The organism is Legionella erythra, from assembly GCF_001467615.1.
Classification (GTDB): domain Bacteria; phylum Pseudomonadota; class Gammaproteobacteria; order Legionellales; family Legionellaceae; genus Legionella_C; species Legionella_C erythra.
The window spans coordinates 147,393-166,665 of the sequence record NZ_LNYA01000018.1 but is presented as its reverse complement, the minus strand read 5'-3'; the positions used below and the strand labels follow the sequence as shown (position 1 = coordinate 166,665).

Below are 19,273 nucleotides of genomic sequence, written 5' to 3'. Positions count from 1 at the left end.
ATACAACGTAGAGCTTATGGCTTTAAAAACTTTGAAAATTATAGAACAAGGGTTAGAGTACTATGCTGTTAGTTTGAAGTGCCCCCGTAAGTGGGAAAGACCCTAAAAACTTTGAAAATTATAGAACAAGGGTTAGAGTACTATGCTGTTAGTTTGAAGTGCCCCCGTAAGTGGGAAAGACCCGCAGCATGGGGTATATCTTAAATTTTACTTATAAATCAAGGAGTTATATGGTGGAGGCGGCGGGAATCGAACCCGGGACCATTTTTATGCAACCTATTGTAAATAAAGATTTTTATTCTACTTCTTTATTTTTTGGGCACGTTTTGGGTACTTTATGAATTATTTCTAATACCCTGCTGCGCCGACCAGGCTATTGCCGGATGAATTTTGATATTCGCAATGAGCTCCTCATTATCGGATATCAATTCTGGCCTTACTCTACCATTATCAAGCAGCTCAGATAAAAAAGCGTGCTCATTTTCTGCAAGAGGCAAAAAATGTTTAAATGCTTGTTGGCATTCTGACACTAATTCTTTAGCCCAATTTGAAGTACTGTTGATAGCTGCCAGATCATTTTTTCTTAGTAATGGGATCAGCCGATTTTTTAAATCGGTAGCGTCCACAGAAATTGCTTCTGGCGTTAGTACTCGTAAATCTATCTTTCGACTAATGGCTGAATAGACAATTAATGCAAGACGTAGTTTAACCATATCAATCGTTGTTTTGGTTAATAAATGATAGGCATCAAACAAATCCCGTCCCGTTTTTCTATCAATCAATGCAGCTAACTTCCCAGCAGACAATTCGTGCGGATCGAGAATAGGAATATTATGGATCTGCTTACTGCCAACAGCGCAACTGGATTTATATTCAATCGGCCAAAGAGGAACACGGTACATAAAATTAAGATCGACTTCCAAATTTCCCATTTGCCCCAATGCACTGGGATAACGCCAGATCATCTTACCCCCTGCGTGGCGATTTGGATTTCTGTCCAGAATTAATCCTTGGCGTTCGCAAATCCCTGCCACTATTTTTTGAAGAATGGGGCGTTCCAATAACATTACTTCACGCTCAGCGCTTCCAATATAATTCAAGTCAATATCCACTGACAGACGCGGTAATTCAAAAAAGAAAAGGTTAAGCGCCGTACCTCCTTTTAAAACGAACTTGTCTTTCAATTGTGGGAACGTAGCAAAATCATGCAGCAAGTCCATCAGGATATGCACTTTTTCCAAGTGCTCCATTTTAAAACCAGTATTAGAGGCTTCTTGCTGTAATTTTTCTTTAGAAATCTTCATTAGGTTCTTCCCAGGAGCCCTCAATAATATAGTTAGGGACAATAAGGTTCCATCGGGGCATGTGTTTACCCATTTCGCGTTTACTACGCTCTAAGTAGTGAATGCCTGTTGGTTTTTTAGCTTCTAAATAACTTAAAGTATTCTCATCAACAAAAAATTGCTCTTTAAATTGTTCAAGAAAGAAGCCGAGTTTGGCAATTGTTGTAGCGTTATTCAAGAGAGTTGCATACGCAATCACTTTATCTAGGTTTAATATTGGGATATGTTCAGCAGAACGCCATATTTCTTCCCAGCCCCCAGCATAATTTGGACGCTCGAGCACATCAACAATGGTTCGTTCTAAACTGGTTACCTGTATCTTCAAACCCTGCCGATCAACGGACAATACCTCAAAATTTGTTTTTTGCTGTTCCGTTAAGGCCTTTGGAAAAGATAAGCAAACAAATTCATCTTCATTGAATTTAAACGAAGCAATGACGCTTTCTGACATAAAATAATAGTGGTGATGTAGAGAATAAGACACTCCATGAAAATCTAGCGCTGATTGATAGGAAATCACAGCATCGCTCCTGATACGGCCGGCAATCAGATAAGGGTCTACAGGGAAGTCTTCAGCAGCATGACGAAATGACATGGGTATACTCGCATATAACCCTCGCTTTATCCGTAAAATATGCTGTTTCTTTAAATGATAAGCCAATAATTCCCTTTGCGTGTGAGAATTGGTGGTTCCAAGTGATTGTAAGCACTGCTTGTATTCTTGATGAGTGAATACCGGATATTGTGCAAAAAAACTTGTAAGATTCATTTTTTGACACTTATTGAATTTATTACTAATTAATTTAGTATTAATATATTATTTTGTCAAATAATTACTTGACATTTATTTGGATAGTAACTAACTTAGTTAGTATTATTATAAATTAATGTCAATTTCTCGTTTTAGATTAATCACACCGATAAGATTTAAAAATTGAACCAATTAAAACAATTTTATTTAAAAATAAAATCTTTCCCGAATTTGTTTTGGTATATTATGGCTGCCATTTTTATAAACCAGGTAGGCAATATAACGTATATTTTTTTAATACCCTACGCCACCAAAAACTTAGGCTTTCCTTTATCCCAAGCTGCAACTGTTTTATTAGTTTTTAATTTCAGCATGCTTCTCTCCAGTGCGATCAGTGGATTTTTCATTGATAAATATGGCTCTCACAAAATTCTAATTACATCCTTAATTTGTAATGGCTTCACATTATTACTTTTCCCCATGGCAAAAAATTACTATCATTGTATATGCATTACCTTGCTCTGGGGTTTTTTTTACGGTTTATATCGACCCTCTGCACAGACTCTTCTTACACTTCTAGTTCCAGTGGAATCATATAAACTAATTTTTATTATCTATAGATTTACATTAAATATTGGAATGAGTATTGGTCCTGCATTAGGCGGGTATTTGGCTTTAAATTATTTTTCGTTAGTAACAATTATTAATGGAGTAGCCAATCTCGTTGCTGCCAGTGTTTTAATGGTAACTTTAATTAAATTTATTAACACGAATAGCTCTGTTTCCACCAATACGGCAAAAATAGAATTCGGACTTTTAAAGTCCAACCAAGCGATTCTATTCTTTTTGCTTAGTATGCTCTTTGTCTTTATGATTTTTTTTCAACATCAAGCCCCTTTAGTATTATTTTTTGAAAACGAATTACATCTACCTTTAAATTTTTATGGCTTAATTTTTACTATAAATACACTGCTAATCGTTTTTTTTGAATTGCCCCTAAATTTCTTAATGTTGAAATTAAATAATAAAGCAACTTTAACCATTGGGGCATCCTTGATTGCATTAGGATTCGCAGGTTTTTATTTTTGCACTCAAAAATGGGGAATAGTACTCATGGTAACGATATGGACATTAGGAGAAATGGTATTATTTCCAGCAGCAAGTAGTTACATAGCTGAGAACTCATCTCCTAATGTGCGAGGGAAATATATGGCTCTTTATAATACATGTATAAATCTTGGTATGCTTTTAGGTCCATGGCTGGGAATCTCTGTAATACAGAGATATGGTTATCAAAATTTATGGGCCCTTTGTGGCGCATTAGGGCTGGTCTCAGTTTGTCTTTTTAGCTATTTGATTGAACCAAAGAGAAAATTTGAGCCAGCTCTAAATCATTAGGCTCGAACGTTAGTTAGGTTTGAAAAGCTTTGGCATGTTGCCATTACATCTATCCGATTTATATTAACGTGTTCGGGTAGTGATGCTGCCCAAAATATTGTCTCGGCTACATCCTCTGGATTTAGATACTCGTAGCCTTCATAAAGAGCATTTAGCCTTGCACGATCTCCACCTACTCTTCCAAGTGCTAGATCCGTTCCTTTAACAGTACCTGGTTCAATGCTGGTTACTCTTATTTTTTTTCCAGTTAAATCTGCTCTCAAAGCCAAGGAAAATTGTTTTGAAAATGCCTTCGAAGCACAATATAGAGGATTTCCAGGTCTTGGATAAGTACCTGCAGTTGAACCAATGTTTATAATATGTCCGGAGTTTCGTTTCACCATTAAAGGCAGAATAATTTGGGTACAATATAAGAGGCCATTAATGTTCACAGAAACCATTTTTTCTAAATCAGCAATATTTCTATCTTCAATTGGACCCTCGCCCAGGGTTACACCTGCGTTGTTCACTAAAACATCTATATCCTTAAACTCAGCAGGAAGATTTTCCAACTGATGTCTTAATGAAGTTAAGTCAGATATATCCGTTTTGATAATATACGTTGGTGTTGATAAATTTTCTTTTGCATATATTAATTTGTCTTCTTGCCTGGCCAATAAAATTAACTTGTAATTTTGCTGTGCAAATTTGCGAGCTGCTGCAAAACCAATACCTGAACTTGCTCCAGTAATTAGCACTGTACGATTATTCATACTTACATTCCTTATACATCTAAATGGGTTTCAAGCAATCCGCAGACTATTTGTTTAAATCTATCAGTAAAATTTTTCATATCCTCTTGTGTGAAGAATAATCGATTGAAAATAAGTTTAAGATTTATTCCTTCCTCACCCTCGAACACAAAAACTAAAAGCTCACGATAGAATTTTTTCTCATAAGAAAAGTAGCCAGAAATCGTTTCGATAGGTTCTTGAGTAGGAATATAATTAAATAATATGCTTGAGAAATCGAATTTACTTTCAGGAGGAGAAAGGCTTAAAAAATTGACTCCGATAAAGGATAGTGCATCATGAAAAGATTGCTCTATATTTTCTATTTTCTTATGAAGTAATTCTGACTCTATCAACAAATGATGAAATATTATTACCTCAACAAAATAACCTATTACATTTGCATACTCACCAACCTTATTTCTTGAAATTGGAATTTGACAACATATTTCTTTTAAACCGTATATTTGATGTATGGCTTCCTCGAAAGCATATAAAAATTTAGCAATGCCTAAAATTTTACTATGCTTCTTATCTATATAAACTTGGTAGCCTTCTGCCGGACTACTTATATTCTTACTAGTTTTATCTGAAAATGAAAAAATCTTAGAGTCATATCTTTCCTTGAATTTTTGCACTAATTCAATGTTATTATTATTTTTTCCTAGATTAGACTGCTTACAATAATGAAAATAATCAATGTCTGATTGAGTCATATTTTTTCCATCAGCCATATCATGAATTGATCTTTTAAGTTGCTCCATGGAGGCACCATCAAAGTAAAGATGATGTATATTAAAAAGGAAGCATACTTCGTTTTTTAAAACATATATTTTTAATCTTAAGGGTGTTTCTTTAAATAAGTTGAAAAAATACTTCATTTCAAATATTTCTTGTCTGGACAACTCTTGCTGCGGAAAAACTTCACTGTAAATTAAATCAATCGGAGGGGTTTTATCTGGGTCAAAGGAAAGCATCAATTGATCATTTTGTTTTACTAATGTAGTTCTGAAGAGGCGAAGCGATAGCAAATAATCTTTAACAGCACTGACAAATTTATCCGAAATAGGAGTATGCACCCGAACGGAAAAAATAATATTCATATTGGTAGAGCATAGGTCAATATTATATTGTTTAAGGAACCTTTGCTGATTGGGAGCAAGATTGACCAGTAATGGTATAAATGATAATCCCTCTTTATTCTGGCTGCTGTTTGAAGCATTGGTTATCATGTACTTAAGTTCATTTATGGTAGGATTTTTATAAAAATCATCCACATTGATTTTATGATGATACCTATTTTGAATTTCTGCATCCAAGTGCATTAAGAGTAACGAATTTCCCCCAAGATGAAAAAAATTATCAGTTTGCTTAACCAAAGCCAAACCAAGTAATCTACACCAGATTGATATCAATTCTTCCTCAAGACTATTAAAGATAGCTTTATTGAATTTTTGATAATTAGATAACTTTTTGGCTAAATAATTACGGTCAACTTTACCCGTTTTACCTAAAGGTAAGGATTTATTCCATATTATCCTATGGGGGATCATGTAGGCTGGGATATGCTCTTCGAGGTATTTTCTTAATTTAGCATCATCTTTTTTATTACCTACAACGAAAGCCACCAGAATTTTTAATCCAGAGGAGAGTGTGTGATCAATAACCGCCGCAACTTTAATAATATTGGAATTATTTAAATGATTCTCAATAAAATGTAGATTGATCCTATAACCATTAATCTTAACTTCGGAATCCCCTCTTCCCAGATACTCAATTTGGCCATCTTCACGGTATCGAACATAATCACCAGACTTATACATTCTTATCTGAGTAACAGGGTCTACGATAAATTTATTTTTCGTTAAATTGGGTTGGTTTAAGTATCCTTTTGCTAATCCATCGCCAGAAATAAACAGTTCGCCCATTACACCAGGCACTTCTATTTTATTCCCTTCTTCATTCATGATGGTGATTTGAGTATGGGCGATGGGTTTCCCAATAGGTACTGTACTTTCATGGCTTGCAATATCTGTTCTTGGTATGGGATAAAAACAGGTGAAAGTCGTGTTTTCTGTTGGCCCATAGATATTAACAGCGACTATATCGTCGTTATTCAAATAGAGTTTTCTTACATGGTTGAGGGAAAGAATCTCCCCACCTATTAATATTTTTTTCAATCCATCAAAGCAATTAACGTCAATGTCCACAAGGCTATTAAAAAGTGCCGTAGTAATAAAAAATGTGTTTATGTTTTCATTTTTTATTATGTTAGCCAGCTTATTACTGGTTAAAATCGATTCATCCAATAAAATGCACGTACCACCATGTAATAACGGCCCCCAAATTTCAAAAGTAGCGGCATCAAATGCCAATGTAGCAGAATTTAGACTTATGGATTTTGAAGAAAGCGAAATGTAGTTTTGATTAAAAATTAATCTAATTATTCCTCTATGCGTACAGATAATTCCTTTTGGGAGGCCGGTAGTACCTGATGTGAAATTGATGTATGCAGGGGACTCCGAATGTGTACTGAGTAATGGATCCTCCAAGGATTCATTCTTATAAAATTCGTCCGCACCTACGACTCGCACCCCATCTAAAGAGACAGCTTTTTTATTAGTATTAATAAAAAACCGTATTTGGGCATGATCAATAATTAACTGCTTATTCTTTTTAGGGTAGGACATATCAATAGGGACATACACTCCCCCAACCTTTACTATCGCAAGAATGCCAACGATCATTTCTAATGATCTATCTGTGCTAATCCCTATATGCTCGTTAAATGAAACACCTAATTCAATTAATAGCCAGGCTAATTGATTGGCCTTTGTATTAAGTTCTTTGTAGGTCAATGCCTGACAACCACATTTAACTGCAATTTTATCAGGATAAAGGAGAACTTGCTTTTTAAATAAGTCGACTAGACTAGAATCCCTAGGGTAATCTGGGTTAGTTATATATTCATCATACACTGGGGACTTAGACATTTTGTCGTAAAAACTGTTAACCCGCAGGTAGAACAGTTCCCTCTAAAGAACCAAAGCCTATTTTATGAGAGCCTATCTCACAATACCCAGTAATGATTACAGTATCCCCATCCAACAAAAAAGCTCGCTCACTGCCGTCATCGAGCTTGATAGGCTGCCTACCATTAAATGTGATTTCCAGCAGGCTTCCCCAGCTCTCTCGAACAGTACCGCTGATTGTACCAGTACCTAATAAATCACCAGTCTTTAAAATACAGTTATTCACGGTATGATGAGCAATCATTTGCTCCATACTCCAATATAGCTCCATGCTGTTGGTTTCGCAGATTTTAGTTCTTATTTTGGAACCAGCCGGCTGTATTTCGACAAGCAACTTAATATCCGGTAATTGGCGTGTGTTGCTGTAAAGGTATTCCACTGGCCTTGGATCCTGCTCAAGACAATTTTTCATGGCAGGGATTAAGGCTTCCATAGGGATAACCCAGGTTGATATCGAAGTGGCAAAGCTTTTTGCCAGGAAAGGGCCTAAAGGCTGGTATTCAAATGCCTGAATATCTCTTGCACTCCAATCATTTAATAACACACAGCCAAATAAATGGGATCTGGCCTCATCGATGGTAATCGGCTTACGATCAGGATTACCCTGCCCTATAAATAACCCCAATTCGAGCTCAAAATCTAATTTACGACAAGGTTCATAGACGGGGGGCTCATCCGAAGAAAGCTTAATTTGTCCTCTGGGGCGTATTACATCGGTACCGGAAGGAAAAACTGTACTAGCCCTGCCATTGTATGCGACAGGCAAGTACTTCCAATTGGGTAAAAGCGCATTCTCATTACTTCGAAATAATTTGCCAACATTGGTTGCATGGTGCTCAGCGGCATAGAAATCAGTAAACCCTTCTATTTTAAAAGGTAATGTCATTTGGATTTCACGGAGAGGAATCAGAGCCCGTTGTAGTAATGATTGGTTATCCTGGAGCTCATAATTATCAACTGATAATAATGTTTGAATTCTTTGCCGGACACTGGACCAATGCTTTGCCCCTAAGGAAGCAAAATAATTTAGGCTGCTTTGACTAAAAATAGGTTGTTCGCTGTCAATGTTGATAAGCTTTTCTTTTTCGAGTAACGCAAGGTCAAGAACGTAATCACCAATGGCTGTGCCTACTCTTGGCGAGGAATCCGCGGTATAAAATACGCCATAAGGTAAATTATATATAGAAAATAGAGAATCATCTGATCCCTCAACAAAGGAAATTAATTCCCGATTCAATTTATCCATTAGTTGCTCCAATAGATGTTGGAATATTTACGACATCTTAATGACTTATGTTCGATAAATGAAGAAATATATGCAATTTTGCTGGAACGAATGGAAACTGGTCAGCCGTCAAGATTGATCTGTGAAACCAAAATTTCCTAATACTCAAAATCCCAATGACTTATAGTTCTATAACCGGAAGCAATTGTACTATCCGGTATCCAACGCCCATAATGTTTAATAATCATTTCAGTATCCCTATGCCCCATCTGCGTAGCAACCCACAGTGGATTTTCGCCAGCAGAAAGCAGCATCGAAGCATAAGTATGTCTGGTCTGATAGGGATTGCGATACCGGACGCCAGCATGCTTTAAAATATATTTCCAACATGTCTTTCTAATTTGTCCATCCGTTTCCCATGGCGTATTGGTTCGAGGATTATGGAAAACCCGACCTTTGAATGAATAGGTAAACTCTTTCTGCGCCTTTAAAGCATCGATTGCAGGCGGCAATAGAAGTACATGACGCTCACCAGATTTCGTTTTTGTTCCTTTAGTCTGTTTCAACACAATAGCCTTCGATACCTTCAATAAACCCTTTGACCAATCGATATCATTCCATTCCAAGGCAATGAGTTCGGAAGTGCGTAAGCCTGTAAAAAAAGCAAACTGAAATAGATTTTTTGCTTGCCCATCGGCCGCGTTCAGGATTGCATTGATTTCCTCTTTATCGAAGGGATCAACCTGCCAATCACTTTTACGGGTATTCTTATTAATTAATTTTGAGACAACCAATTTATCTATGGGATTAAACTCAATTAACCCATCATTTAAAGCTTGATCTAATGTATTACGCAGAGGAGTTAAAATATTGCGGGCAGTTTTAACCGTTATATTCAGACTAGTAAGCCAATTACGGATAATAAGCGGTGTAAGCTCACGCACTGGTATTTTATCAAATGTAGGGTACAAATGACCCTCACATATTTTTCTGTAACCATTCATTGTGCTTGGCTCAAGGGTCTTTTCTGCAATGGCCATATAATCCTTTAATAACTCCCCTACTGTGGAGTTATGATTAATATGGCCGAATAATCTAGCACGTTTAGAGTTCGGGAAATAATCAAGATAGTTAAATTTATCCAGTGCAATCGCATTTAAAATCTCACCTCGCAACCTTTCTGCAAATTTCAAATTTGCTTTTGTAGGCTCCAATTTGAGAGTTTCCCTACATAATACCCCTCGATATCTAAATGTGATGCGGATATTACAGCCTGTCTCCCACTTTCGAACAGTTATACCCCGCGAAGGCTGTAAGTCGTTCCCTTGCCCCCTTTTTCCACCCATTTTTCAACCTCAATCAAATTGATCCATACATTACCATCCGGCCCTATCTTGCATTGAATGCCATCAAGCCAGACTCCCTTTTTCCTTTTAGCATGGACAGCATTGGCCGTATCGCCAGAATCTTGGCAGTATTTTTTCAGCTTTACCCATTTAAGCATCGCATTTCCTCCTGATAGTGATCCGTTATTATTTGATGGGGTGTTTTTGCCAGTTCAAAATTACACTCAAGAATGATTTGGTACAGCTTCAAAAGTTGTATTTCTGATTTGAGAGATAATGATAATTGCTGATTTAGATTTATTTTCTTGATGTCTGTAAGTGTTGTCTGGGTGAGTTCAGCAATGTTTTTTAGGCTGTAATGGGTTGATTCCAAGATGTAATGAATCATTCCTTTATAAATAACTAATTTAGACTCAGATTCTATCATCTGGGCACTCCTTGCTTTACCACAGGCGTTTTACTACTCATAAAATAGAGAATTAGGTGATCTTGTTTCCAAGTGTGCTAATATCTATTTTTACACGAATGTAATAGTTACATTTATGTAAATTATTACATTGATGTATCAAAGTCAAGGTATGCCTACAGATATTTTAGATAATCCGGGTCATTTATTATTAGCCCAGACACTTAATGGACTTATAGAGCGTGAAAAAAAACTCACGCCGGCCTCACTCGCGCGAAATTTGGGCATTCCAACTAATAAAATTACCCGAATTCTTAATGGGGATGTCACTGATCCGAAAGCCAGTACTTTGGTGCAAATAGCTAATTACTTTGGCATTACGATTGAACAGTTACTTGGTCTTGAACCAATAAGCAAGCAGAAATCTATCGGTATAAACAATGAATTGCGGTTACCTGTTTTTCAATTAAGCGAGCCTCAACAGAAAACCCCTATGGAATGGTATCGTTGGTCGGAGGGTACATGCGAGGGGAATCATTTTGCTTTGCTTGTGGATACTGATCTCTATGAACCAACATTTACCAAAAATTCGTTAGCAATTATAAATCCGCATCTTAGGCCAGTTGATCGTTCATACATTGTAGTTAAAAAGAAAAATGATTCATCCTATTACTCAATCAAAAAGTATGTGCTTGAGGGGAGTCAAGTTTATCTCTACCCGATTAATCCTCAACTTCCTGTAGAAAATTATGATGATAATTTATACACTATTACCGGTGTAATTCTCGAAGTACATCAGAGATTGTATTCACAAAAATAAGTTGTAAGGTTGTTTACCATGAAAAAATGGAGTTTGCTCAACAGATTTATGCGTTTTGCTTATCAGCAAGTCTTTCTACGGTTGTCAGGACAAATTCGGGAACCGTATCTCATTAGAGTAGATAGGATTTATAATAATCCATCCACAAGTGAATTATCCGTTGCATTTCATATTGCCAATAAACGAATTAGCCAGGACGCTACTGTTACCGAATTTGTAAAAGAAAATATGATTTATCTCACGGATCCCAGAGTGGTATTTGATATGGGGCAACAGTTCGGAGCGCACTCTGAGCAATTAAGCCTGCAAGAAAAAAAGCATCCTACCTTAAAGGAAAAATGCGTATACAGCTTAAAACGAGTTTTTGTCGATGCTGCTTAAAGGGAAATCGGATACTCCGCTTCAATTTAAGGTATTTCATACGTTAGCAGGTTTTGCTGTTTTCTTTTCCCTAATTTCTGTTCCGGCTGAGGCTCAATTAATTGATTTTGCCGGTATATCTCTAGCCTCCGAACTTCTTTGGTGGCCAATGGCATTCTTTTGCTTTCAACTCATTTATGAAATTTATGGATTAGCGTATTTAAGACATACCCTCTACCTGGTGATTATGTGCCGGACCGTTTATATCCTGTTTTTAAAATTTGCGATTTGGCTTCCAGCCTCCTCTTTCTGGAGCATGCAGGAGGTGTATAGTCAGGTATTAGGTAGGGATTGGAACTATCTGATTAAAAGCTCCTTTCTTCTATGGGCCTTTATTCTATTACCAAATGTGTTATGCGACCGTTTGAATAAAATTATTAGACAGTACTCTACAACAATCGCGTTATTAATTTTTTGCTTGTTAAATTTAATCTGGATAAATACACGACAACAAACGGCGCTTACCCAGCTGATCATTCCATTATTGCTTTTCCTGTTTCTTAATATATTTTTTTCAAGGCTATCAAACGCCATCTCAAAAATAGAGCAATTTCAGCATCACCGAAATAATCAAGGCTCAATATTCACATTTTATGTACCTAATCTCGCTGGCAATAGAAAGTTTAAGTACCATCACTTGTTGTTCTGCTCGAGCATTGTTTTCTTTATTGCATCGAAAACAATGGCTGCAAAGTTCATATCAATAGGATTTTTTACTATTAATGTTGGGGGCATAGTATTTTCATTAGCCTATCTTGCTGCAGATATGATGACTGACGTTTATGGCATCGAAAGAACGAAGCAAATGGTCTTGTTTGTTATTTTCTGCAACCTACTTCTTGTTTTTGATGTTTGGTTAACAAATCACCTGGCCATAGGCGAGAATGATCCCTTTAAAATGGTGTTACATAATCAGGCTCGAATGTTTATCGCCTCAGCTACGGCCTATTTTTTAGGAATGACTATAAATTCAACAGTTATATCGATTATTAAATCAAAGCAGCGAAGACGAGGTATTGTACTTAAGAAGGAATTTATCACCACGGTATGGACGCGAATTGCAACATCTTCTGCTTTTGGAATTATTATTGATGTAAGCTTATTTTCCCTGGTAGCGTTTTACGGAATTGTACCTAATGAAAAATTGGCCAGTGTGATTGTTTTTGAAGATGCCTATAAAATCTTTTACGAATTTCTCTTGGCACCCATATCGATTTTATTAATTTACTTTTTAAAGGTAAAAGAAAAAGTCGATATCTATGATGAGTTATCCAATTTAAACCCTTTTAGAATTGATACAAACTATAAACTTAATGCGAATAAATTCCATGAAAACTACATTAACCCCAAAAATAAACCTTGATGACCATGTATATCATTTCATGAAAGAAACGATCGAGGTTGCCATGTCTAACCCGATGGCACCGTATGGTTCGATCATTGTTTATGATAATCGTGAGATTCTTCTAAAATCGGTTAACTCTGCCAATAACCATCCTTTAATGCACGGTGAGTTATCAGTTATCCATACCTTATTTAGTAATGGATTTGATGGGGATCGGAGTAAATTAAGCCTTTATAGCACGGCTGAACCTTGCCCCATGTGTGCGGCTGCTATGTATTGGGCGATGATCCCTAAGGTATTCTATGGTTCATCAATTTCATTTTTGCATGAATTATTTGGTAGGCAGATTCAGATCAGCGCGAAAGAGATTTTATCCAATACTCCCAGTTTTTATGAGGTGGAATTGGTGGGTGGGGTTATGGAAGAGCATTGTAATGATTTATTCCTGAAAGCAAAACAACTGCAGGGAAATCAGCATGATTAAAAAAATTGTATCAGGTGGGCAAACGGGCGTTGATCAAGCCGCGTTATTAGTCGCTACCGAAATGGGCATTGAAATTGGCGGCTGGTGTCCTAAAGGGGGACTTGATGAGAATGGTGTTAATGTCTTGAAACAATTTCCCGCACTGAAAGAGGCAACTACCAGCGATCCTGATGAAAGAACGAAATTAAATATCCGCGATTCGGATGGAACTTTAATTATTGTGCCAAGCTGGCCTTTGCCTGAAAGGATAAAAGATGGTACGAAATTAACCATTGAGGATGCGGATCTTCAAAAGAAGCCTCGTTTAGTTGTGAGTTTGGATAGTCAGCATGAGGCTGTGCAAAGAATAAAAGCTTGGATAAATGAGAAAGATATTCGGGTATTAAACATTGGTGGGCCTAGAGAATCGAGTAGTCCTGGAATTCATCAGAAGGCTTCCAGGCTTTTTCGGGATTTGTTAAAATTATTTCATGGATAATGCCTTGGAAAAGGGTATCTTTAAGTTCCATTAGTATCTATCCATTTATTTATATCAGCAATTAAATTCAAATAATTCTGCCTGTATTCGTTATATTCTATACCTATCAATTGCATAAAAATATGGCGTAATAAGATGCTAATTTTCAAATTATAAGGATAGAAAGAGAATTCTTTAATATGACAAGTCTTAACGTGAAATATCTTGTTTCTTGACTGTACAAAAAAGTTCAAAATGTCATTGTAAATATTCATCTTTTTCTCGTAATCAAAAATATCATTTCCGTAATTACTAAAAATGTGCGACAGCTTGTCTCGAAAGAATATAGATTTTTTGGATTGAGATATGAGATCTTTAAAATAGCATTTTTTAAAGTAACTATTTGATGCATTTCCCCATTTTGGCGATTCATAGTCTATGCAATTTAAGTTAACCAGATCTAGAAGATCACTATGAGAACTAGGTCTAAATGATTTATCGTCATTAAGTAAATCATACATAGGCTCTAATATCTGTAATAGAAATGCGTTCAACACGTCAACAGGAATGGGGATTGAAGATATAGCAAATCTAAACATTTGAAACTGAAATTCAATTTTCTTATAACAAGTTAACCAATTACTGAGTATAGTTGGGTATGAGTCTAAATTTCTTTTAGAGAAATTGTATAAATTTAATTTATCTGAGCTAAAATTTGTGCGGGTGGAGAAGAATGCAGGTATCAATTCATTAAATTGACTATTTTGTAGAGAAAAATTTTTTAAAGGCTCTTCTTTATCGAAATAGACTACAGAAATAATTGATAAATATTTTCCGGATAGAACCATATGGAAATCTAGAATGTTTAGAATTAAAAGATAAAAGTCATAGCAGGACTGTCTTATCTCAGATGAAATCTCTAGCATACTAAATCTTTGATCGTGAAAATGAACTTTAAGATTATATCTCGTTGAAGGATGAATAAAGCTTAACTCTGAGCAGTATGATGTATCATTGCATTTTTCAAAATGAATTATAATACCGGTGCATTTAGTACTTAAGTGATTGTCCAAAATGTTCTCTCCTGAAAACTAGGATCCAAATAACTGCCTCCCTCTCTCATCAAAAAATTCTAAGTTATTTTTATCCTGATTAAGTAATAGCAAATAATCCAATCCACCTAAGATGACAGTTTTATTAAAGCCATCCATCCCCGACTTAATCACCAACCCCCCAAGTTCGATCTTACGTCGAGTATCTGCCCGGCGTTTTTTCAATTTCTCAAGGGCGAGTGATTTTTCACAGCGGGCAATGACCTGCTGTTGTTTTTGAATTTTGGTTTTAATGGTCATGCTTAAGCTCCTTGGCAATTTTGGCGAAAACTAAATCCAGTTGCTTTAAGTCATAATGATGGAGCTCGTGTTTGTAGGCGAGGGTACCGATTTCGAGCTTGTTTTTATGCTGCAATTGCTCAAGCTTTTTCTTGGCTTGTTCAATTTTATCCATGAGAGCATCTTCCATTTGCGATCGTGTCATTTTTGACATGGTGTCTCCGCAAAAGTAAGGATGTCGCTAAACAGAATACTGGCACCGATCTCCGAAATCAATACCCTTTGCAATAAACAAGCGAAGCGCCTCAATCCATCCCGAAAGCGAAAAGCGAAGGGCGCAATATACAAACTTTGTTTGTGTTGCTAAGATAGCCGGCATGGCTATCGCTTTCGCTCGCGTATCAATACACACTCGCTCGAAAGGACACAGCGCAGTAGCCGCCAGTGCTTACCGCACGGCAAGCAAGCTATTCGATGAAAGAACAGGAACTGACTATGATTATTCCAGGCGTAGGGAAGTCGTTTTTTCTGAAATCATGCTACCCGAAGGGGCATCCGAGAAATTTCAGCAACGTGAATTCTTATGGAATGAAGTCGAGCGCGCCGAGACACGTAAGAATTCGCAATTGTGCAAAGATGTCGTTCTTGCCCTGCCTAAAGAATTAAGTACTGTTGAACACATCGAATTAGCCCGCCGCTTTGCGCAAACTCATTTTGTCGATAAAGGCCTGCCTTGCGATATTGCCATTCATGATGACAAGGATGGCAATCCCCACGCTCATATTCTGGTGACCTTGCGCCGACTGCAAGGCGAGTATTTTGCCAAACACAAGGCACGCGATTTAAATCCTACTTTTGCCAAAGGGATTATTGTCGAAGGCGATTACTGGAGTAAGCAATGGCGTTCTTTTCAAACGGACTATTTTCAGGAAAAGAACATTGACCTGGCTGTGGATTTAAACCACCTCATCAGTGAAAAACACGAAGGGCGAAATCGTGATGAGGACAATCATTACCTTCGCGAAGAAAACCAACTCATTCGTGAAGCACGGGAAGAATTAGCGCTGCATGATTTGGATAATCTCTTAAATCAACTGTCATTAAGCCACAGCGTGTTTACCCGCAAGGACATTGAAAAACTGTTGTTTAAAAGCATTCGGTCCGATACCACCAGTACTGCCTATTTAAATCAAGTCGCACAATTACTTGCTCATAAGGATGTTATCAATCTAGGCGTGAATGACAGCGGCGTTGAATCGTTCACCACCCGCCATCAATACATTGCCGAAAGTCGGCTCTTAAGTCATGTTGAAAAAATGCGCTTAAGACAGGGGCATGTTTATTCTTTGCCAACGGAGGCCATTCTTAAAAATTACCAGCTCAATGAGGAACAAAGAGACGCGTTTCATTACATCACTCAGAGTAAAGACATCAGCGTGCTCATTGGCCGCCCCGGTGTCGGTAAAAGCTATTTATTAAAACCCATCAAGGAATACTTTGCGGCCAACCGTTGTCGAGTGCTAGGCGCGTCACTCTCAGGCAAAGTAGCCAAAGCCCTGCAAGCAGAAACCGGTATTCAATCCTCGACCATTGCGTCATTGGCTTATCGACTGAGCTATAACCAAATGAAATTAAGGCGCAATGACGTACTGATTATTGACGAGGCCGGCATGGTGGATTTTTCAAGCCTTGCTTATTTAATTGAAGCCGCCAGCAAGGCGAAAGCCAAAGTCATTTTAGTCGGCGACCCCGACCAGTTAAAACCAATTAACAAGGGTGAGATTTTCAGAGGCATCGCCGCGTATACCGGCTACATTGAATTAGACCAAATTAGACGTCAACGCGATGAAGGTGACCGCATGGCCAGTATGAATTTAGCTAAAGGGGAAGTGAACAATGCCATTGAGTATTACGCCAACAAAGGTGCGATTCATTTCGCCGAGGTTGTGTCGGAATCGCAGGAAGCAATGGTTCACTCGTGGGTATCTGGGATTCATCAGCTGAGCGATTGCCAAAATAACATGATGCTGGCTTTCTCACGAGCCGCGGTCTATTCCCTCAACGAGCAGGCAAGGGAGCGTTTAAGAAACAAGGGTATGATTGGTCATGAGGATTTTGCCTATTTAAGCGAAGGTGGCGAGAAAACTATCGCGCTGACCCAGGGTGAGCGCATTCTCCTGCGCCAAAACGACAAAGCCATTGGCATTCGGAATGGCGACTTAGCCACCATCCTTGCTGTTGATAAGGACAGTTTGACAGCCCAATTAGACAGTGGCGAACAGGTGATAATTCCTAAGACTTACCGGTATATCGAATACGGTTATGCGCTTACCGTTCATAAAGCACAGGGTATGACCGTGGATAACGTCAAGGTGCTTATCGACAGTCAATACTGGGATAGAAACTTAAGTTTTGTCGCCTTAACGCGGCATCGTGATTCGGTGGACGTGTATGCCAACCGGCACCAGCATGCCGATTTGGACAAACTCACCAAAACCCTGTCGCGCTCAGTAACGAAAGACAACGTCATCGACTGGCCACTGGATTTCGCCCTACGCGCCGGATTTAACCCCGACAGCATAGTGGGCAAAGCGCTTAACCATATCGCAGGCGTTGGTCATAAGATTAAAGAAAAATACAATTACCTCGCTAATTACGAGGAGTATTTAAAACAGCAGCACGACAAAGAAAGAGCATTATCGAAGCAGGAAAGACGCTTGATTGCCAAGCAAGCCGCCGATTACATGGATGAACAATCCGCGTATTTAAAAATTAGGCAACAAATCACCAAGGAAGCCAAACAGCAAAACATCAATATCAGTCAGCACGCGCAATTCGAAAACCTGTATGCCCAATCCCTGGCAAGGGATGAAAAAGCCCATCGACTATGGACAAACCATAACCAGCAATTAACAGATAACCCCCATTTGAAAGAAGCCGCAGCTTCAATTGAAAAAGCCAGCCTGCGCTACGAGCGTTATCAAACCATTGTTGCCATTGCCCAGAAAAAGTCATTGAAAGAGCAGAATATGCCGCAGTTGGAGAAGATTAGCTGGAAAGCCGATGGTGTGCATATTTCGCAGGTAGCGAAGGAGTTTGGGCTTAAGCCGCAGCAATTATATAAGGCTGTTCAGGCTAAACAGGTTGAGCGAGAGAAAATTGTGTTTAATGAGCTTAAGCAGCAATATCCGGTTTTGGCGGAGTATGAAAAACTCACCCAAATTCTACGACACATTAAAGGCTATAAAGCGGAACAGGCAGAAGCCCAGTTACAAAAGCATGTTCGAAGCATTGTCGGAAATAAAGTACTTAATAAGCTGCTTCAAGAAAAACTGCCCTCTTTTGTAGGTAATTTAGCTGGACGACACAGTGGCAAGGAGTTTTATATTGAAAAATAAATCCTATTGTTTTAGGTGAATGTCGCAATGCTCAATGGTTCAGTTAGCGGGGCAACTTAGATAAATTTCTGGATCTGTAAATAATTTTGTGTAATTAGTCATAGCATATAATCTGTCGGCACTGGATAGTGCTGACAAATATGATGAGAACAACTATGACTGAAGATATAGATGAATTGGCAAAAGAGATAGCCAGAAATTGCAAAACACCTGAAGATTTCACCGAGTTTTTCAAACAATTAAAAAGACGAGGATTGGAAGCTGCTCTAGCCGGCGAGCTTACTGCACATCTGGGCTATGAAAAGCATGATAAAGGTGAATCACGCAAAGATAATTCTCGAAACGGTTATAGCAAAAAGAAAATTCATGTCAGTGAAGGTGAAATGGAAATTGCCGTACCTCGGGACCGCGCGGGCTCGTTCGAGCCGCAACTCATCCCCAAGCATGCCACTCGCTTTGACGGTCTTGATGAGAAAATTATTTCCTTTTATTCTCGTGGATTAAGCACCCGTGATATCCAGTCAGAGCTGGAAGAAATTTATGGGACTACCATTTCCCCAACGTTAATTTCCAATGTTACAGATGCTGTTTTGGCTGATGTGCGAGCCTGGCAATCAAGGCCTCTGGATAGCTGCTTTCCCATTGTTTATCTGGATTGTCTGGTGGTCAAGGTAAAGACGGATAAAGGCATTACCAATAAAGCCGTGTATTTGGCACTGGGTGTAAATACCCAAGGACATAAAGAAC

At 38.0% G+C, this 19,273-nt stretch carries 18 protein-coding genes; 8 read left to right on the top strand and 10 right to left on the bottom strand.

The window, feature by feature from the left end:
* Positions 1 to 335: 335 nt before the first annotated feature.
* Both Lery_RS04420 and Lery_RS15215 read right to left on the bottom strand, forming a co-directional pair.
* Positions 336 to 1,304: a nucleotidyl transferase AbiEii/AbiGii toxin family protein gene (locus tag Lery_RS04420; RefSeq protein WP_058526045.1), complete on the bottom strand. Its 969-nt coding sequence runs from the start codon at positions 1,302 to 1,304 to the stop codon at positions 336 to 338.
* Positions 1,291 to 2,112, bottom strand: a complete 822-nt coding sequence (locus tag Lery_RS15215; RefSeq protein ID WP_065230242.1) for a type IV toxin-antitoxin system AbiEi family antitoxin domain-containing protein — start codon at positions 2,110 to 2,112, stop codon at positions 1,291 to 1,293. The genes Lery_RS04420 and Lery_RS15215 overlap by 14 nt, the downstream gene beginning before the upstream one ends.
* A gap of 228 nt (positions 2,113 to 2,340) precedes the next feature.
* Here Lery_RS15215 and Lery_RS04410 point away from each other — a divergent pair, with 228 nt between their 5' ends.
* On the top strand, positions 2,341 to 3,492 hold the full coding sequence (locus tag Lery_RS04410) for an MFS transporter (RefSeq protein ID WP_131751184.1): 1,152 nt from the start codon (positions 2,341 to 2,343) through the stop codon (positions 3,490 to 3,492).
* Here the strand turns inward: Lery_RS04410 and Lery_RS04405 are convergent.
* From Lery_RS04405 to Lery_RS04380, 6 genes are all read right to left on the bottom strand, one after another.
* A complete protein-coding gene (locus Lery_RS04405) occupies positions 3,489 to 4,244 on the bottom strand; it encodes an SDR family NAD(P)-dependent oxidoreductase (RefSeq protein WP_058526042.1) in 756 nt (251 codons plus the stop codon). The two genes, Lery_RS04410 and Lery_RS04405, sit on opposite strands and share 4 nt — an antisense overlap.
* Before the next feature lie 11 nt (positions 4,245 to 4,255).
* Positions 4,256 to 7,240, bottom strand: a complete 2,985-nt coding sequence (locus Lery_RS04400) for a non-ribosomal peptide synthetase (RefSeq protein WP_162262942.1) — start codon at positions 7,238 to 7,240, stop codon at positions 4,256 to 4,258.
* Positions 7,241 to 7,271: 31 nt separating this feature from the next.
* On the bottom strand, positions 7,272 to 8,540 hold the full coding sequence (fahA, locus tag Lery_RS04395; protein WP_058526040.1) for a fumarylacetoacetase: 1,269 nt from the start codon (positions 8,538 to 8,540) through the stop codon (positions 7,272 to 7,274).
* A gap of 137 nt (positions 8,541 to 8,677) precedes the next feature.
* Positions 8,678 to 9,865 (bottom strand): tyrosine-type recombinase/integrase, encoded by a 1,188-nt coding sequence (locus tag Lery_RS04390; protein ID WP_058526039.1) that lies wholly within the window; start codon positions 9,863 to 9,865, stop codon positions 8,678 to 8,680.
* The gene (locus Lery_RS04385) at positions 9,814 to 10,023 is read right to left on the bottom strand and encodes a hypothetical protein (RefSeq protein WP_058526038.1); all 210 of its coding nucleotides are present in this window, start codon (positions 10,021 to 10,023) and stop codon (positions 9,814 to 9,816) included. The genes Lery_RS04390 and Lery_RS04385 overlap by 52 nt, the downstream gene beginning before the upstream one ends.
* The gene (locus tag Lery_RS04380) at positions 10,008 to 10,292 is read right to left on the bottom strand and encodes a hypothetical protein (protein WP_193392301.1); all 285 of its coding nucleotides are present in this window, start codon (positions 10,290 to 10,292) and stop codon (positions 10,008 to 10,010) included. Before Lery_RS04380 ends, Lery_RS04385 begins: the two co-directional genes overlap by 16 nt.
* Before the next feature lie 151 nt (positions 10,293 to 10,443).
* On the opposite strand from Lery_RS04380, the gene Lery_RS04375 reads away from it, so the two are divergent.
* From Lery_RS04375 to Lery_RS04355, 5 genes are read left to right on the top strand one after another with little or no spacing between them, the layout of a single operon-like run.
* Positions 10,444 to 11,091: a helix-turn-helix domain-containing protein gene (locus tag Lery_RS04375; protein WP_058526054.1), complete on the top strand. Its 648-nt coding sequence runs from the start codon at positions 10,444 to 10,446 to the stop codon at positions 11,089 to 11,091.
* A gap of 18 nt (positions 11,092 to 11,109) precedes the next feature.
* The gene (locus Lery_RS04370) at positions 11,110 to 11,472 is read left to right on the top strand and encodes a hypothetical protein (protein ID WP_058526037.1); all 363 of its coding nucleotides are present in this window, start codon (positions 11,110 to 11,112) and stop codon (positions 11,470 to 11,472) included.
* The gene (locus Lery_RS04365; protein WP_237759141.1) at positions 11,462 to 12,874 is read left to right on the top strand and encodes a VUT family protein; all 1,413 of its coding nucleotides are present in this window, start codon (positions 11,462 to 11,464) and stop codon (positions 12,872 to 12,874) included. The genes Lery_RS04370 and Lery_RS04365 overlap by 11 nt, the downstream gene beginning before the upstream one ends.
* 19 nt (positions 12,875 to 12,893) lie before the next feature.
* Positions 12,894 to 13,340, top strand: coding sequence for a deaminase (locus tag Lery_RS04360; RefSeq protein WP_237759140.1), 447 nt, complete (start codon positions 12,894 to 12,896; stop codon positions 13,338 to 13,340).
* Positions 13,333 to 13,818 (top strand): putative molybdenum carrier protein, encoded by a 486-nt coding sequence (locus Lery_RS04355; protein WP_058526034.1) that lies wholly within the window; start codon positions 13,333 to 13,335, stop codon positions 13,816 to 13,818. Before Lery_RS04360 ends, Lery_RS04355 begins: the two co-directional genes overlap by 8 nt.
* A gap of 1,070 nt (positions 13,819 to 14,888) precedes the next feature.
* Here the strand turns inward: Lery_RS04355 and Lery_RS04345 are convergent.
* Both Lery_RS04345 and Lery_RS04340 read right to left on the bottom strand, forming a co-directional pair.
* The gene (locus Lery_RS04345) at positions 14,889 to 15,149 is read right to left on the bottom strand and encodes a conjugal transfer protein TraD (protein ID WP_058526032.1); all 261 of its coding nucleotides are present in this window, start codon (positions 15,147 to 15,149) and stop codon (positions 14,889 to 14,891) included.
* On the bottom strand, positions 15,139 to 15,342 hold the full coding sequence (locus Lery_RS04340) for a hypothetical protein (protein ID WP_058526031.1): 204 nt from the start codon (positions 15,340 to 15,342) through the stop codon (positions 15,139 to 15,141). The genes Lery_RS04345 and Lery_RS04340 overlap by 11 nt, the downstream gene beginning before the upstream one ends.
* A gap of 163 nt (positions 15,343 to 15,505) precedes the next feature.
* Between Lery_RS04340 and traA the strand changes: the two genes are divergently transcribed.
* Both traA and Lery_RS15515 read left to right on the top strand, forming a co-directional pair.
* Entirely contained in the window at positions 15,506 to 18,526 is a 3,021-nt protein-coding gene (gene traA / locus Lery_RS04335) for a Ti-type conjugative transfer relaxase TraA (protein ID WP_058526030.1), read from the top strand.
* 155 nt (positions 18,527 to 18,681) lie between these two features.
* The coding region (locus Lery_RS15515) for an IS256 family transposase (protein ID WP_193392300.1) at positions 18,682 to 19,273 on the top strand (592 nt) is incomplete at its 3' end.